The organism is Cryobacterium lyxosi, assembly GCF_004403345.1.
In the GTDB taxonomy this organism is placed as follows: domain Bacteria; phylum Actinomycetota; class Actinomycetes; order Actinomycetales; family Microbacteriaceae; genus Cryobacterium; species Cryobacterium lyxosi.
On sequence record NZ_SOGT01000015.1, the window covers coordinates 212,126 to 228,218 of the forward strand.

Below are 16,093 nucleotides of genomic sequence, written 5' to 3' on the forward strand. Positions count from 1 at the left end.
AAACCGTCGGAGCTCCGGAAATTGGCGTCCTTGAGCGAAAGAAACTGGGGTCACGATGCGCGAAGCCCTCCGCAGAAGTTCCGTAAGGCGAACCCTCTGCGGGACAGGGGCGCGGTCTCTAAGTGGACTTGACCGCTTTATCGATGAACGTATCGATGACCTGCCGGAATGCTGCTGGCTGCTCAACCCACGGATAGTGTCCGCACTCTTCGATCGTCGCGGAGGCTCCCGAGGGGAACAAACGTGCCAGCGCCCTCACGGGTGCAAGGCCGACCAGGCAGTCCTCGGTCCCGGCAATAACCAGCACAGGGGCCGTCATCTCGCCCAGCCGTGTCGCGAGGTCGTGTGGTGGCGCGACACTGAAGTATGCCGTCGCGGCGGCCAGGCTCCAACGTCCGATCTTGGCGTGCGATCGTTCCGTTTCACCCCAGTTGGCGTAGCCAACGGCTGCCGAGTTCTGCTGCCAGGCGTTGAAAGCATCGTCATCGGATGTTTGCGGCCCGGCGTGCAACGCCAATAGTGCCGCGTCGAAATCGGAGTCTCCGCGCCGTTTCGCGATGAGAGTGTCAGCATCCGTCGGCTCATCAACCAAGTACGCTGCCGGCGGGGTGATCAGCACCAATGCGGCAACGTGGTGCGGAAATTGTGCGGCGTACGCGATGGCTAGCCTCGTTCCGGCCGAGTGGGCGACCAGCACGACGCTCTCCAGGGCGAGATGAACGCGGAGCTGCTCCAGGTCGTCAGCTTGACTCCACCACGACCCGCGCTCCGCCGAACTGGGCGCTTTGGTTAGACCGACGCCGCGCAGATGAGGCACGATCAGGCGGTGATTATCGCTGAGCCCGGCCAGGTCGCCCAGGTAGCTAGAGTGGCGGGCCGCGCCTCCAGCCAGGAGAATGACCGGAAACGCGCCACCAGCGCACGGAACGTCATCGTAGTGAAGCGCGAAACCGTCAGAGCTTTCGTAGCGGGGCATAGCTCGACGCTACAGGCACCCGAGCCACCCATATTGTTCGCACCCGACGTCAACGAAAACGCTCGTCGTCTAACTGTTGAACGCCACCGTCCATGCTCCACGCTGCGGCAAACGGCATCAGGGTCGGGGCTAGGCCACCGGCAGGGTGCTAAGTGAGCGGCGGGGTCCAGACGTACGGTGTCGTGGTTGTGATCGCGATAAACCCGAGTCTGCGGAGGATAGACTCGCTGTCCTCCGAGGCATCCACTTGGAGATATTTCACGCCTCGATTCTGCGCGATCTGTGCTCGCCGCGCCACAAGCGCTTTGTAGATTCCTTGCCCGCGCCACTCGACCAGCGTAGATCCGCCCCACAATCCAGCGAAGTCTGTCCCGTCCTTGAATACGAGCCAGGCGGCTGAAACGACACGACCCGCGGCTTCCGCGACGAGAACGACGACATTGCCCGGCTCAGCCGCTCTCCGGCCTTGAAGGTCCTTGGCGAGCCACGCGAAATCCTCGCCCCAGACCTCGGACTCCATCTCCGCAATCAAATCCAAATCTTCGCGCGCGTGAACAATCCGAAGCTCAACACCATCGGGCAGGAGCGGGTCGATGGCCATGTCCTGCACGTCACCGACCATCACCACTTCGAGGTCCTCTGGAACAAAGCCAGCACGCAACAGCCGTCTGGGGATGTCCGCCGGAACGTCGTGAGCCCGGGTCTTCCACTCAACCGACTCACCCGAGGCGGCGAAGAAGTCTCGATGTTTGTGGATCAGCAGGTCCAGCGCGTCACCCTCAACATCGAGCGTCTGCGCCGTTTCAACAAACCCGCGATGCTGCCCCGTCACTCGAAGAACGAAGCCATCGCTATGGAACTCCTGCCCAAGCGGTGGAACTAACGGAACCACTAGCCGCAGCTGAGAATCATACGCATCGAGCATCTGAGAGTTCGTTGTCATCCACAGCAGCCTATCGGCCAGGGAACTTGATGACATGGGGCCGGTGTGCCGAGGCGAGTCATCTACTGGCCTCGGCCAGTGCCGTCCGTAGGGGAACCCTCTGCGGGACGAATGCCCAGACGATTTCGCATTCAGGCGTTGAGGTGTCTAAAACAAAGTTTGTGTTCTCGTGTCATTTCCGGAACCGTCAATTGGACAGTAGCGGCGTCGCGTTCGAAGATGGCTTCATGAGAGACAATCGGCGAACTTCGAGACGTAGCCGCGTAGCCATCGTGACTTTGGTGTTGCTCGCCGCTGCACTTCCTGCCTCCGCGCGCTTCGAAGTCTTCCACGGAACGGTCTGGCTGTTCTGGTTGGCGTCACTGGCGCTTCTCGTTGCGGCACTTGTGGTTTGCGTCAGACATATCAAACATTCCTAACCAGCAGCGCAAATAGTTAGGAACTTCCCCACGCAAGCACGCTGGTGCACAGGCGCCTCGTTGGGAAAATCTGCTTTAGTCGATGTTCTGCGCGGTCTGCCCGCAAGCCGAACGTCTTGCGGGACGCTTAGCCGCGAATGCCTTGGTGTCCCGCTGCGGCCAACGAGCGCGTGCGCGCATTTCCGATGGCGATGAGGAGTCCGCCAACGGATGCAACGGCGGCACACAAGAGGAATGTGATCGTGGTGGTCCAGCCAGGGCCGGCCATTACAAAGCTTTGACCGTCTGCACGCTGCCAGTTGCAGGCTCGCCCCAACGGCCACCAGGAGAAAGATCCATGCACCCGCATGGCTTCCGACGTGACCGCGAAAGGGGCGGACGCCCGCCGTGGTCCTTCCACGAGGCACTTGTAATCGAGTCCGCCGTACGTGGCGGATAGCCAAGCCAACGCGACTACGCAGAGAGCAGCGATAATACCGACCACGATCAGAGAAATGCCGATAGACCGCGTCATTGCCATCCTGCTTTTCATCCTGCGCCGACTCTATTGCAATTCCTGCCCACCTTCGCCTTGTCACGGATCCGCAAGGGGAAGGCGAATTCAACCGGGCGCCCGTACCCCTGGGCCTGCCGACGATGCAGGCGTGGCCGGAAGAGCCCGAATGGAAACGGAGGAGTGAACGGAACGCGCGCAGATACTCTGGGACGATGATTACAAACGATTCGGTCTCTATCCGCGCGGTCCAAACCGCAGACTCGTCCCAGTGGGCTGAGCTCTATCGGGGCTATCGAGACTTCTACGAGCTGTCTCCCGATGACAGCATCGTTGAGCGCGTCTGGACCTGGATCAATGACGACTCGAATGAAGTCAATGCCTTCGTCGCCACCTCCGGGGATCGACTCGTGGGGCTCGCGCACTATCGTCGATTTTCTCGTCCGTCAACGGGAAGCGTGGGTATCTACCTCGACGATCTGTTCACGGACACGAGCGCTCGGGGAGCCGGCGTCGGGCGCGCGCTACTGAGCGAACTCTCCGCGCTGGCCGAACGCGAAGGACGCTCAGTCGTTCGCTGGATCACGGCAGAAAACAACGCTCGGGCCCGCCGTCTCTATGATTTGACCGCCACGTCCACAAAGTGGGTTACGTATGATCTTGCGCCCGGGGCACTATGACAGCACACCATCGCTGTCTTCCTCGACTCTGCAAAACGCATGACTTGATGCGGCTGGGAGGACGCCGCCGTCTCGCTCGGATGCTCGCGGCCCGCCGCCGCTTCGCCGACGCGCCTTAATTTTCGGGCCTCTGTTTCGGGGCCTCTTAAAAGAGGTCTTGCACCCATCACTGTGTTGGCTAGCTGATAGCGTGATTTCGGATATCGCAAGTCAACCAATATCGTCAGGGGTCTATTCGTGGTGCAACGGCTTTTTTCGTATGGGACGCTTCAGTTTGCGGAAGTACAGCTCTCAAATTTCGGTCGGACGTTCACAGGCACGCACGACCGACTTCCCGGATTCGAGCTGGCATACCTGCAGATCACTGATCCTGCCGTAATTGCAATAAGCGGCACGGATTCTCATCCGATCCTCCGGTTCTCTGGAGAGTCGAGCGCGTTCGTGGCGGGCGAAGTGTTTGAGCTCTCGGACGAGGAACTCTCTGCCGCCGATGCGTACGAGGTCGGAGACTATGCACGCGTGATGCTGACCCTCGAGTCAGGAACGCAGGCGTGGGTTTACGCGGACGCCCAAGATCCAAACGAAGATTCGCCCTCAACGTCCGGTAGTTCAACCAAGCTGATGGACGACAGCCGTTAACGTGCGTGCCCATCGGATCGTACTCGTCGGCGACAGCATTGCTTACGGACGGGGAGATCAGCACGGCATCGGTTGGAGTGGACTGTTACAGCGGGAGCATGTCTCGCAGGATCCAGCGAGCAACCGCTACTTCAATCTGTCGATACCGGGCATTGGGTCAGTTGAAGTGCGCCGGATCGTACAGTCGGAGGTTCCGTTTCGAAGCCCCGACCTCGTCATATTGGCCTATGGCATCAATGATGCTCGACGCGTGGGGTCACGATCGGGGCCCTACCCGTTGACGCTAGAGCACTCTGCCGATCTCTTCGCTTCCAATATTGAGGGCATCAGATCGCTCGGAAGCGAGGTTCTCGCCGTCGGTCTAATGAAGCCTGACACTTCCCGCACTATGCCCATCTTTGGAGACTTTTTCGACACCGGTCCGGCACTGGACCTTGAAAGGCGACTTGCGGAGATCTGCAAACAATTGGCAGTATCGCGGGTAGACCTGTGGAGCCTGTTTGACGGCCACCCCGACCGGTTCGTTGATGGGTTACACCCCGACACCACCGGCCATCAAGCGATCTACAATGCCGTCCGCCAGAAACTGGTCTGAGCACAATTTGCGGTCGTGGAATGGACAGCCAGGGCGCCTTGGAGGCAGCCGAGGGTTCCCTCGTGAATGTGAGCGCGCATGCGCACTGAGCGCACCATCCCGGCACAGACCTTTGCTGTCCGCATGAAATAGTGAGCTGGTGGCGGGGCCCGCCGGTGCAATCGGACCTGCGTGAGAACATCATCACGCTGCGCAATGAAGACCGCCCCGACAGCCCGACGCAAGCATGGATTCCTTCGGCGCCGGCGTCGACGCGCCCCAGAAACTGGACTTTTTGAGCGCTAAATCAAACTGGTCGACGTGGTCTCCGGCCCACATGGTATGACTCCCCACCCACTCTCGAAGCAATGACCGCACGGGGAACCCTCTACGGGACGCCTGAGGTTGAAGACGTATCCGGCTACACGGTAGGCGGTCGCCGGGTGAGGCTCATGGCGATCGTCCTGATCCGCGATAGGACTGCCTTCACGTTGTTTCGCTCAAGTGTTTCGGGTCGAGCGAGGCAGTCGATGTGCCGGCCCAGCCCGGGATGGGCGAGCGGACGCAGGACGAGGTCCGGGTGGTCGTGGATGTCGGTTGTGTACCGCGGCATCAGGGCGATGCAGCCGCTTGCTTCGACAACAGCGGCAGCAACGAGGAACTCGTTGATCCGGTGCAGGATGCGTGCTTCGCTGCCGCCGATGCCCGCAATCACGGTGATAGCTTGCTCGAGCGGGAAGCCTTCCTGCACTGCCACCCATGCCTCGTCGTGGAGATCCGCGGGTTCGATCGCAACTTTCGCTGCTAGTCGGTGATCGCGCCGGACGGCAATGTCCAGAGGCTCGAACAGGAGAGGTTCCACACGCACGGACCCTGGCCATGACGGGCTGCCGACCAGCCGGTGCGCGAGGACGAGATCATGTTCGGCCGTGAGAGGGGGGAAATTTTCCTGGGCCACGTCGAAATCGCTCAGCCGGACGTCAGGTTGATCGGGGCTGTTCAACGTGGTGATCAGCGGACCGAAGACCGCCAGGCCCGCGCTGTGGAAGGCTGCCACTGAAACGATGCCCAGCCGGTCGTTTTGGAAGCGTGCTACTGCCTGTCCGGCGCGTTCGAGCGCCACTTCCACATCGATCGCTGCCAACGCTAGGGCGCGCCCGGCATCGGTGAGTGCCGTCCGCCGTCCGTTCTTGAACGTCAATGGGACGGCTGAGTGACGTTGCAAGGCGGTGATCTGTTGCGAGACCGACGACGGCGTGACGTAGAGCGCCGCAGCGACGGCGGCAATACTGCCGCGGTCGCCCAACTCTCTCAATGCGCGAAGCTGACCTAGTTCCATAAGTTCAAACTAAGCCATCCGACACGAAACTCCTGTCTTGTCTTACGTAAAGTCGAACCGGACGATGGAGGAATGACTGTTCTACTCAGCCGATTCCGTGTCGACCTGCTCCTACTCCTGGTCGCCGCCTCGTGGGGTTCGACGTACCTCGTGGCCAAAGAATTGGTCACGCCAAATTCCGTGGTGGCACTCCTCGCGCTACGCATGATGCTCGCCGCTGCCATCATGGCGGCAATCGTGGCCGCGAGGCGGAACCGTGTGACCGCAGCAGAGCTGCGGGTGGGGGTGATCCTCGGGATTGTGTTGGCTGCTGTGTTTGCCTTCGAAACTTTCGGGATAGTCCATACGTCAGCCACGAATGCCGGACTCATAATCAGCCTGACGATCGTCTTCACCCCAATTCTTGATTCCGCGGTATCCGGTCGACGGCTGCCCGGCAGGTTTTTCTTCGCCGCCATGATTGCCATCACCGGAGTCGCACTTCTCGCCAGCAACGGCGCATTCCAAACTCCGAGCCTTGGCGACCTACTCATCCTTATTGCGGCAATCGTTCGCGCCGTCCACGTCACCACGATGTTCAAAGTCACGATCAACAGACCGATGGACTCGCTTCACCTCACCACGGTGCAACTGGCCACCTGCGCGATACTCTTCTCGGCGACGTCACTGTTCTACGGCGACTCGATCCCGCACTTCCTTGCGCAACTCGACGCCGGACGTACAGTCCTCTTCCTCTACCTCGTACTCGCCTGCACAGTCTTCGCCTTCCTAGTACAAACCTGGGCGGTCCGGCGCACATCGCCATCCAGAGTCAGCCTCCTCCTCGGAACCGAGCCAATCTGGGCCACAATCGTCGGGATCACGATCGCTCACGACAGCGTGGCACCCGCCGGATATTTCGGTATCGCCCTTATCCTCGCCGGAACAACGTGGGGCCGCTCCATCGAGCAAAGGCACCGCCTCAACGTCAACCCACCCGACCGCCAAGAGTCACGAGTGTCGACTACAAAATGAAGGGGACGAGCAGCGGGAACTGTCTGAAACGCTAGTCCGCGATCGGCACATCCGCGTCATCCAGCGCGCGTTCCAGTCCCAGCCAGGGAACCCCTACGGGCGCTCTATGGTCGCTGGGATTCCCAGCGAGTTTCACCATCCTTCTTCGATGAGGTCGGGTGTAGGGCTTGATTTTGCGCCACCTTCATGGAGGCCTGATGATCGGGATGAATGTGCGCTGTGAGGCGGCGGACTCCGTGTGATCGCAACCAGGCGACCATCGCTAATGTACGGTGCAGAGCGCTGGAAGACCGTCAGCTGCCCAGCGGTCTTCGCGAGCTCCGGCACGATCTGGATGCCGGATGCGCCGGACCCAATAACGCCGATGCTTTTGCCCTCCCGCTTGAACGAGTGGTCCCACCGCGCCGAGTGAAACATCGGGCGCTCGAACTTCTCCAGCCCGGTGATGTTCGGAAGCTTTGGATCGGACAGGTGGCCGGCAGCCGTCACGACGATTTCACAGCGCTGGCCGTCTCGTCGCCGGAGCGCCAGGCGCACCTGCCCGACACGCCGACGCTGGTCGAGCTCGGCTACGACGACCTCACGCTGGCCGTCACGATCTACGCGCTGGCTGCCCCGGCAGGCATGCCCGATGATGTCGTCGCAACGCTCTCCGACGCTCTCGAGGAGTGTCTCACCAACCCGGAGACCGTCAGCGCGATCGGCGAGAACTACATACTTCCTGAGTACCAGACCGGTGAGGAGTTCGACGGCTTCCTGTCCGAGGCCGAGAAGGTCTACACCCGAATCCTGGGCAGCTGAACGCAATGACCGACGTTGTCCGCACCGAGCACGACACTGGAACCTTAACTGAGCACAACACATCCGACCCCGTCCAGCCCCTCGAGGGCATCCGCGGGCGAGGGATCGCCCGCTGGGCGGCGGTCGCCGTGCTCGCGGCGGTCGGCGTCGGCGCGATTGTCCTGAGCATCGGCTACGGGCTCGGCACGGGCACCCGGCCGGGGCCGGGGCTGTGGCCGTTCGTCGGCGCAGTGCTCATGCTCGGCGCAACCGCGGTGGTGGCGATCACCGACACCCTCGAGGACTACGAGCCGTGGGGCACCGAATCGGTGCGTACGCTCATCGCCATTGCCTCGCTCGTCGTCTTCGCCGTGCTGTTCACCCTCCTGGGCTTCACAGTGTCCGCAATCCTGCTGATGCTCCTTTGGCTGCGTATGTTCGGCCAGATGCGCTGGTTGCAGGGAGGCCTGCTCGCCGTCGGCGGTGGCATCGCCCTTTTCATGCTATTCGACGTCGTGCTCGGCGTCCCGATGCCCCGGGACCTGCTCATGACCCCACTTACGTCTTGGATGTGATCCGCCATGCTAGATGGCCTGTTTATCGGCTTCGGAGTCGCGCTCGACCCGATTAACCTTCTCTACGTCTTCGTCGGGGTTGTGATCGGCACCGCGATTGGCGTTCTGCCCGGCCTCGGCCCAACCGCCACGATCGCCCTGCTACTCCCGCTGACCTACGCGCTCGACCCTGCCACCGCCATCATCATGCTCGCCGGCATCTATTACGGGTCAATGTACGGCGGCACCATCACCTCCGTGCTGCTGCGCATGCCGGGCGAGGCTGCGTCGGTCGTCACGACGTTCGACGGCTACCAGATGGCCAAGCAAGGTCGAGCTGGCCCCGCGTTGGGCATCGCGGCGATCGGATCGTTCATCGGCGGCATCGTCTCAGTGATCGGGCTGGCAATCTTCGCCCCGATGCTTGCTGATGCCGCGCTCGCTTTCGGCCCCGTGGCGATGGTGGCGCTGATGGTGCTCGGCCTGTTGCTAGTGACCTCGTTGGGCATGGGCTCGTCATGGAAGGCGCTCGTGATGGCGGCAGTCGGGCTCCTGCTCGCGACGGTCGGCCAGGATCAGATCAGCGGCATGCCGCGTTTCAACTTCGGCTCGGCATCGCTGCTTGACGGCTTCGACTTCGTCGCCATCGCGATGGGTCTGTTCGGGGTCGGTGAGATCCTGCACAACCTCGAGCAGGGCGGTCACCTTAACAAGATTGCCAAGAAGGTCACGAAGATCATGCCGACGCGCGACGACGCGAAGCGGTCGGCGATGCCGATCGTGCGTGGCTCACTTCTGGGGTTCTTCATCGGAATCCTGCCCGGTGGTGGTGGCGTGCTCTCCTCGCTCGCCTCTTATGCGCTCGAGAAGCGCGTCGCGAAGCATCCCGAGAGATTCGGCAAGGGCGCCATCGAGGGGGTCGCCGGTCCGGAGACCGCCAATAACGCATCCTCCACCTCGGCCTTCGTGCCGCTGCTGGTGCTCGGAATACCGTCGAACGTGGTGCTCGCGCTCATCTTCGGCGCGCTGCTCATTCAGGGCATCACGCCCGGCCCCAGCCTCATCCCGAATCACCCTGAGATCTTCTGGGGCGTCGTGGCGTCGATGGTGATCGGCAACACGATGCTGCTCATCCTCAACATGCCGATGGTGGGCGTGTTCGTGCAGCTGCTGCGGGTGCCGATGGGTATCCTCGTCACCTTCGCCATCGCGATCGTACTGATCGGCACATACTCGATCGCCAACGATCCCTTCGACATCTGGCTCGTGCTGGGCTTCGGCATCCTCGGTTGGCTCATGAAGCGCACCGGATTCGACCCCGGCCCCCTGGTGCTAGCGTTCGTCCTCGGCCCGATACTTGAGGCCTCGGTGCGGCAGTCGCTTCTCATCTCCGGTGGAGACTTCACCGTCTTCATCAGTGACCCTATCGCCATCACGATATACACGCTGATCGCCGTCGGCATCGCCTTCGCTACGATCCGCAGATTTACGAAGGGTCGCCCGTCGGTCCTTGAGCAGGCCCGTAACATCCCCCCAGTCACCGGTCTGATCGAGCTCGTCCGCAGCAGGCGCGACGCGAAGACGAGGACGACCACGGACGCATCGGCCGACGCGGCCGCCTACACCGCGACGGGCGAGGGTGAGCACGCGGACAGCACGTCGAAGCAGTGAGACCGGACCGTCGGGAGCGCCGGCTCGTCGCAGCGCTCTTCGTCTCTGGGTTCGCGACCTTCTCGCAGCTGTTCGACGCGCAGGCGATCCTGCCGAGCCTCGCTCGCGACCTCGAGATAACCAGCGCCACCGCGGCCCTCGCGATCTCGGCGACGACCACCGGTATCGCCTTGTCAGTGCTGGCGTGGGCCTGGCTGTCGGATCGCATCGGTCTCACGGTGGTCATGCGTATCAGCCTGATCGCCACCACCGTTTCGGCGCTTGCCGCGCCCTTGGCGCCAACTTTCGAGCTGCTGATCGCAATGCGAGGCATCACAGGGATCGCGCTCGGCGGCATTCAGGCTGTCGCCATGGCGCTGCTGGTCGAGGTGCTGCCGCGGCACCGCGTGCCGACTGCTGCTGCCGTATACATCACTGGCAATACCGTCGGTGGAGTCACCGTCCGCCTGATCGCCGGCCCGGTGAGCGAATTGCTGCACTGGCGGATCGGTCTGCTCATGGTCGCGGCGCTCGGAGTTGTCGCCTGCGTGCTCTTCTTGGCCCTCCTGCCACGCGGATTAGAGGAGCGCATCAGCCGTCCCGCATCGTTCCGCTCGGCGCTGGGGCACGTCGGTCATCACCTCTCGCGCTGGACGACCGCCTCGATCTATGTGCAGGGATTCCTGATCATGGGCTCGTTCACCGCTGTCTACAACTACCTCGGCTTCCACCTCACCCGCGAGCCGTTCTCGGTACCGGCCGCGCTGGCAAGCCTGTTCTTCCTCGTGTACTTTGTGGGCGCATTGAGCGCGCGCGTGGCCGGTGAGTTGGCCTCGCGCGTCCCGCCGTGGTTCGTCGTCATGTGCGGTGGTGCTTCCGTCGCGGTCTCGGCACTTCCGATGCTTTCTGCGAGCGTAGAGATACTGCTAGTCGGAATCACGCTGCTCACGGTCGGCACGTTCATGGCGCACCCGATGTCCAGCACGCTCTCGGGGTTGGAAGCTGGCCGCGGGCGTGTGCAGTCGACGGCGCTCTACCAGCTGAGCTGGCTCACAGGCGCTGCCGTGCGGGGATGGTTTGGTGGCGTGTTGTACGACCGATACGGATGGGCCGGCGTTGTCGGGTTGTCGACAACGCTCGTGATCGCGGCAGGCGGCATCGCCGCCAGCCGGGCGTGGGCGACCAGGATGGGTTTAAGTGGGCAAGGGAGCAGGGCGTGAAGGCGATGCAGTTCGAAGTAGGCGGACCGTTGACGTGGGAAGATGCGGCGGAGCCGGTGGCGGCGGGTGAGGTGATCGTGGAGATCGCCGCGACGGCTGTGAACCGTGCAGACCTCATGCAGCGGGCGGGCAGGTATCCGTCGCCCGCGGGGGAGTCGAACGTCTTAGGGCTAGAGTGCTCAGGAACGATCGTCAAACTTGGAGACGACGTCGAGGGCTTGGCCGTGGGAGGCCGGGTGTGCGCGCTGCTCGCGGGCGGCGGATACGCCGAGCGTGTCGCGGTGCCGGTGACGCAGCTCCTGCCGGTTCCTGATGCGGTCTCGCTCGAGGCGGCGGCGGCTCTGCCCGAGGCTGTCTGCACGGTTTGGAGCGCCCTGCGCGACGCGCCCGAACCAGGGGCGGGCGGGCTTGCCCTCGTGCACGGGGGTAGCGGCGGCATAGGCACCATGGCCATACAGCTGCTTCGTGCTCGTGGCTACCGAGTCGCTGTTACCGCCAGCGCCCGCAGTCACGAGCTCTGCCGCTCGCTCGGGGCTGAGTTTACGATTGACTACCGCGACGAGGATTTCGTTGATGCGGTTCTCGCGGCCACCGACGGGGTCGGCGCGGAGTACATCCTCGACGTCATCGGTGCCGATTACCTGAGTCGGAATGTTGATGCGCTCGCGCTCGACGGGACGCTCACGGTGATCGCCGTGCAGGGCGGCACGACGGCGGATGTCGACCTGCGCAGGCTTATGCAGCGCCGAGTCACGCTGCGCGCGATGACGCTACGGGCGCGACCGCGCGTGGGTGGCCGCGGCTCCAAGGAAGCGGTGATCTCGCAGGTGCGCGATCACGTCTGGGCCCTCATCGCCGCCGGCTCCGTGCGGCCGGTGATCGGTGCGACACTGCCATTCGCAGAGGTCGAGCGCGCGCACGAGCTGATGGGCTCGGAGCAAGCGCCCGGCGGCAAGATCCTGCTCGTGCACTAACGCGCCGGTCGTCAGAAGTGACGCCGCCCTCCTCAGATGACGCTTACCCCTTGGGTGGTACACGTGCAAGGCAAGGCAAGGCAAGGGCAAGGCAAGGCAAGGCAAGGCAAGGCAAGGCAAGGCAAGGCTAGGCTAAGGAAGACTTGACGCGCATACGTATATTCAACGTTTATTGCCTCGCGACCCACCGAGATGACCCGAGGTGTTGAGATAATGGTGACGACATCTCACACAAGAAGGTCCTGATCAGATCGAGATAAGTCGAGATTAACCGAGGTGTCAGTCCGCGCTTGGTCTGGTCCAAAAGAGCCCCGGCGCAGTCCGTCGGTCCCGGGTTCAAGTCCCGGCCGCCCTACTGTAATTTTGATCTGATCAGGGTTTTAATTCGGTCGAAGTCGTCGAGATCTGATGATGAGAACTTCGGTCCCGGGTTCAAATCTCGGGCATCTCTCTAAAACCGCCGTTGATCAGACTTTTCGTGCGCCCATGAATAGGTCTAAATCGGCGTATTTCGCGTCGGTTCTGGGTTCAAGTCTGAGACACGATAGTCGAATTCCGCATGATCAGGTGTTTCCCGACCGCATTCTTGAGATGTGACTTGATGCACCCATTGTTTATCCACTGTTTATTCGAAAATATCCACCGTGGCTTCATCCTCGTAGCCAGCGAAAATCCGGGATCGGACCCGATGATCGGGTTTGTCCTTGTCCTCGAAGTCCCTGGCAGCAGTCATCTCGAGCAGCTGTCGGTCATGCCGTCGGCGGCACACCGCGGGCATGGGCGCGCTCGTCGAGGCAGTCAAGAGCGAATCACGACTGCGCGGATGCAAACGGGTTACCTTGCGAACGTTCACGGACGTTCCAGGGAATGGGCCCTTCCACTTGAGCTGTGGTTTCATCGAGCGTGATCCCGATTCTGATTTTCTTCGTGATCTGTCAGCGGCAGAGCAACAGCGAGGACTTGGGTACGGCCGGCGTATTCAAATGAACTTCGACCTGACTGATGAGCTGCCCCGATAACCGTTCCCCACTAGGAGCCTCTGGCGGGGGTGCTCCCAGGTCACCGCGAGCGGAACACGATTCGCGGAAATCAAGCTCTCGACAGCCCCCATCCTCCGGCGTCGGTTTCACCGGGCTTCGCACCGCCCGCACCGCAGCAATCGGCGCAGGGCTTTGTTTGGTTTGGCCGTCGTGCGCTCGGCCACCGCACCACCGCCGTCTAGAAGTCAGTCACTTTCTTGACAGGCCACGCGCACCTTGCGGGAATACGATCTCTCTATCGGGCTTCCCGTCACGTCGGCAGCCCGCGACGCACCGCCTCACAGCAGCGTCGGAGCATCGCTGCACCACAGATTGACGCCGCTGCGATGCGTTGGCTAATCGTTATATTGTGACCCCGACGACACCGTTTCTCATCCAGCTAAAGCACACAGGGAGCATCAATGGGCACTGACGACCAGACCAACACATGCAGTTTCCACATGAGCGGTGCGCTGCCAGCAGGTGGCGACCACCTCGGTGGCGCCTTCGGTCAGTCGCCGACCCTGGACAGTTGGTACCCGCAGCGTCTTCGGGTTGAGCTTCTCCACCGGAACGGCGTAGACGCCGACCCGCTCGGCGCGGACTTCGACTACGCGGCGGCTTTCGCCACGATCGACCTCACGACGCTCAAGTCGGACATCAAGCGACTGCTCACCACATCGGTCGACTGGTGGCCGGCGGACTACGGCAACTACGGTCCACAGATGATCCGAATGGCGTGGCATGCCGCCGGCACGTACCGAATTGCCGACGGCCGTGGCGGAGCGGGCGCCGCGATGCAGCGGTTCGCACCAATCGGAAGCTGGTGGGACAACGCCAACACCGACAAATCACGACGACTCCTACAGCCGATCAAGCACCAGTACGGCAACGCTCTGTCGTGGGCCGACCTGATGGTCTTGACCGGCAACTGCTCCCTCGAGTTGATGGGCCTGCCGACGTACGGCTTCGGTGGTGGACGACTCGATGCGTGGGAACCGGACGACGGCACCTGGTGGGGCCCGGAGGTCTGGAACCCGCACGCGGTCGCGAGCCCTGACGAGATGGTGAGCCGCGACGAACGCTGGCATGGTCAGAACGGCGACGCCGGCTACGACTTGCAGAGCCCCCTGGCCGCGTCGCACCAGGCGCTCATCTACGTCAACCCGGAGGGGCCCTATTCGAACGGCGACCCGCTGGGCTCAGCACGCGACATTCGCATCACGTTCACGCGGATGGCGATGAACGACGAGGAAACAGTGGCATTGATCGCCGGTGGCCACGCGTTCGGTAAGAGCCACGGCCAGGTACCCGCATCCGACATCGGACCATCACCCGAGAAAGCCCCGATCGAGTCGATGGGGCTCGGTTGGCACAACCCGGTGGGTACCGGCAGTGCCGAGCACACTTCGACCAACGGCATCGAGGGCAGCTGGACTCCGAACCCGACACAGTGGGACAACGCCTACCTCGAGAACCTGTTCGCGTACGACTACGAGCAGACGAAAAGCCCGGCCGGCGCGCTGCAGTGGACACCGACTGACTCGGAGGCGCCGAAGACTCCGGACGCCCACGTACCCGGTCAGATGTACCCGCTCATGATGATGACCTCGGACATCGCACTCAAGGTCGACCCGGAGTATCGGGCCATATGCGAGCGTTTCCTGGCCGACTTCGATCTGTTCACCCTCGCGTTCTCGAAGGCCTGGTACAAGCTCACGCACCGCGACATGGGGCCGAAGCACCGATACCTCGGCCCGGAGGTCACCATCGCCGACGACCTGCTCTGGCAGGACCCGCTTCCGGACGCAGCAGGATCCTCACTCGACGAGGCCGACGTGGCAGCGCTCAAGGAAGCCGTCCTCGCGACCGGGCTGTCCGTGTCCGACCTCGTGTACACGGCGTTCTCCGCCGTCTCGACCTACCGCGACAGCGACAAGCGCGGAGGGGCGAACGGTGCCCGCCTGGCCTTGTCGCCGCAGAAAGACTGGCCGGTCAACCGACGCACCGTCCCAGTCATCGACGCGCTGCGGAACGTGCAGGCGGCTTTCACGGCGACGTCGGGCGGACGGGAGGTGTCTCTCGCCGACCTCATCGTCCTCGCCGGCAGCGCCGCCGTGGAGCAGGCGGCACGGGCGGCAGGATCTGACGCCAGCGTGCCGTTTACGCCAGGCCGTGTCGACACGACGCAGGAGTTGACCGACATCGAGATGTTCGAGTGGCTGCGACCCATTGCGGACGGGTTCCGCAACTTCGTGTCCGAGCGCTTCGAAGAGTTTGCTCCGGGGGTCGCGCCCGAGGCGGCATTCCTCGACAAGGCGAACCTGTTCACTCTCACCGCACCGGAGTGGACCGTCCTGCACGCCGGGCTCCGCGTGCTCGGCAGCAACTGGGACGGGTCCGACGTGGGTGTGCTCACGGATCACGTCGGAGCCCTGACGACCGACTTCCTCGTGAATCTGACCGACACCGACCTCATCTGGACGAAGGACGACGAGACCGCGATGACCTTCACTGGTCGGGTTCAGGCGACCGGCGAGGCTCGCTGGAGGGCCTCCCGGAATGACCTGGTATTCGGCTCGAACGCGCAACTGCGGTCGATCGCCGACGCCTACGCGGGCAGCGACGGGCAAGAGCGGTTCGTCCGCGCGTTCATCCGCGTCTGGTCGAAGGTCATGATGCTCGACCGCTACGACGTCAAGGGCCACAAGCGTTATGGGGCGATGGCCGCCTGACCCCGGAGGTCGCGTCCCGGCGAGCTGACGGCGTGGAGGCACGGCGCGGTCACGCGCTGCGCCTCCACGCCGTCGATGCCTTGA

At 62.8% G+C, this 16,093-nt stretch carries 15 protein-coding genes; 10 read left to right on the forward strand and 5 right to left on the reverse strand.

All coding sequences use genetic code 11. The features are described 5' to 3' along the window. Positions 1-118 precede the first annotated feature (118 nt). The 3 genes from E3T27_RS14480 to E3T27_RS14490 all read right to left on the reverse strand — a co-directional run bounded on the left by E3T27_RS14480 (position 119) and on the right by E3T27_RS14490 (position 2,852). Positions 119-976, reverse strand: coding sequence for an alpha/beta fold hydrolase (locus E3T27_RS14480; RefSeq protein ID WP_134573565.1), 858 nt, complete (start codon positions 974-976; stop codon positions 119-121). Between the two features lie 148 nt (positions 977-1,124). Next, positions 1,125-1,919: a GNAT family N-acetyltransferase gene (locus tag E3T27_RS14485; protein ID WP_134573567.1), complete on the reverse strand. Its 795-nt coding sequence runs from the start codon at positions 1,917-1,919 to the stop codon at positions 1,125-1,127. Positions 1,920-2,465: 546 nt separating this feature from the next. Next, on the reverse strand, positions 2,466-2,852 hold the full coding sequence (locus tag E3T27_RS14490; protein WP_134573569.1) for a hypothetical protein: 387 nt from the start codon (positions 2,850-2,852) through the stop codon (positions 2,466-2,468). A gap of 194 nt (positions 2,853-3,046) precedes the next feature. On the opposite strand from E3T27_RS14490, the gene E3T27_RS14495 reads away from it, so the two are divergent. From E3T27_RS14495 to E3T27_RS14505, 3 genes are all read left to right on the forward strand, one after another. Continuing rightward, positions 3,047-3,511, forward strand: coding sequence for a GNAT family N-acetyltransferase (locus E3T27_RS14495; RefSeq protein WP_134573571.1), 465 nt, complete (start codon positions 3,047-3,049; stop codon positions 3,509-3,511). 237 nt (positions 3,512-3,748) lie between these two features. Continuing rightward, positions 3,749-4,150, forward strand: coding sequence for a gamma-glutamylcyclotransferase family protein (locus tag E3T27_RS14500; RefSeq protein WP_198416540.1), 402 nt, complete (start codon positions 3,749-3,751; stop codon positions 4,148-4,150). A gap of 1 nt (position 4,151) precedes the next feature. After that, entirely contained in the window at positions 4,152-4,745 is a 594-nt protein-coding gene (locus E3T27_RS14505) for an SGNH/GDSL hydrolase family protein (protein ID WP_134573573.1), read from the forward strand. Between the two features lie 400 nt (positions 4,746-5,145). Here E3T27_RS14505 and E3T27_RS14510 read toward each other — a convergent pair whose 3' ends face one another. Beyond that, positions 5,146-6,063, reverse strand: coding sequence for a LysR family transcriptional regulator (locus E3T27_RS14510; protein WP_134573575.1), 918 nt, complete (start codon positions 6,061-6,063; stop codon positions 5,146-5,148). Positions 6,064-6,135: 72 nt separating this feature from the next. Here E3T27_RS14510 and E3T27_RS14515 point away from each other — a divergent pair, with 72 nt between their 5' ends. Next, positions 6,136-7,077, forward strand: a complete 942-nt coding sequence (locus tag E3T27_RS14515) for a DMT family transporter (RefSeq protein WP_134573576.1) — start codon at positions 6,136-6,138, stop codon at positions 7,075-7,077. A gap of 132 nt (positions 7,078-7,209) precedes the next feature. Here E3T27_RS14515 and E3T27_RS17055 read toward each other — a convergent pair whose 3' ends face one another. Next, on the reverse strand, positions 7,210-7,614 hold the full coding sequence (locus tag E3T27_RS17055; protein ID WP_241992264.1) for an NAD(P)/FAD-dependent oxidoreductase: 405 nt from the start codon (positions 7,612-7,614) through the stop codon (positions 7,210-7,212). Between E3T27_RS17055 and E3T27_RS17060 the strand changes: the two genes are divergently transcribed. The 6 genes from E3T27_RS17060 to katG all read left to right on the forward strand — a co-directional run bounded on the left by E3T27_RS17060 (position 7,549) and on the right by katG (position 16,009). Beyond that, complete coding sequence (locus tag E3T27_RS17060) at positions 7,549-7,878, forward strand: tripartite tricarboxylate transporter substrate-binding protein (RefSeq protein ID WP_241992265.1); 330 nt, start codon at positions 7,549-7,551, stop codon at positions 7,876-7,878. The genes E3T27_RS17055 and E3T27_RS17060 overlap by 66 nt on opposite strands. 5 nt (positions 7,879-7,883) lie before the next feature. Beyond that, a complete protein-coding gene (locus E3T27_RS14525) occupies positions 7,884-8,432 on the forward strand; it encodes a tripartite tricarboxylate transporter TctB family protein (protein ID WP_134573578.1) in 549 nt (182 codons plus the stop codon). A 6-nt stretch (positions 8,433-8,438) separates the two neighbouring features. Next, entirely contained in the window at positions 8,439-10,082 is a 1,644-nt protein-coding gene (locus tag E3T27_RS14530) for a tripartite tricarboxylate transporter permease (RefSeq protein WP_134573580.1), read from the forward strand. After that, positions 10,079-11,281, forward strand: a complete 1,203-nt coding sequence (locus E3T27_RS14535; RefSeq protein ID WP_134573582.1) for an MFS transporter — start codon at positions 10,079-10,081, stop codon at positions 11,279-11,281. The genes E3T27_RS14530 and E3T27_RS14535 overlap by 4 nt, the downstream gene beginning before the upstream one ends. 5 nt (positions 11,282-11,286) lie before the next feature. Continuing rightward, positions 11,287-12,255 (forward strand): NAD(P)H-quinone oxidoreductase, encoded by a 969-nt coding sequence (locus E3T27_RS14540; RefSeq protein ID WP_134573584.1) that lies wholly within the window; start codon positions 11,287-11,289, stop codon positions 12,253-12,255. Positions 12,256-13,735: 1,480 nt separating this feature from the next. After that, complete coding sequence (katG, locus tag E3T27_RS14545; protein ID WP_206750169.1) at positions 13,736-16,009, forward strand: catalase/peroxidase HPI; 2,274 nt, start codon at positions 13,736-13,738, stop codon at positions 16,007-16,009. Positions 16,010-16,093: the final 84 nt, after the last annotated feature.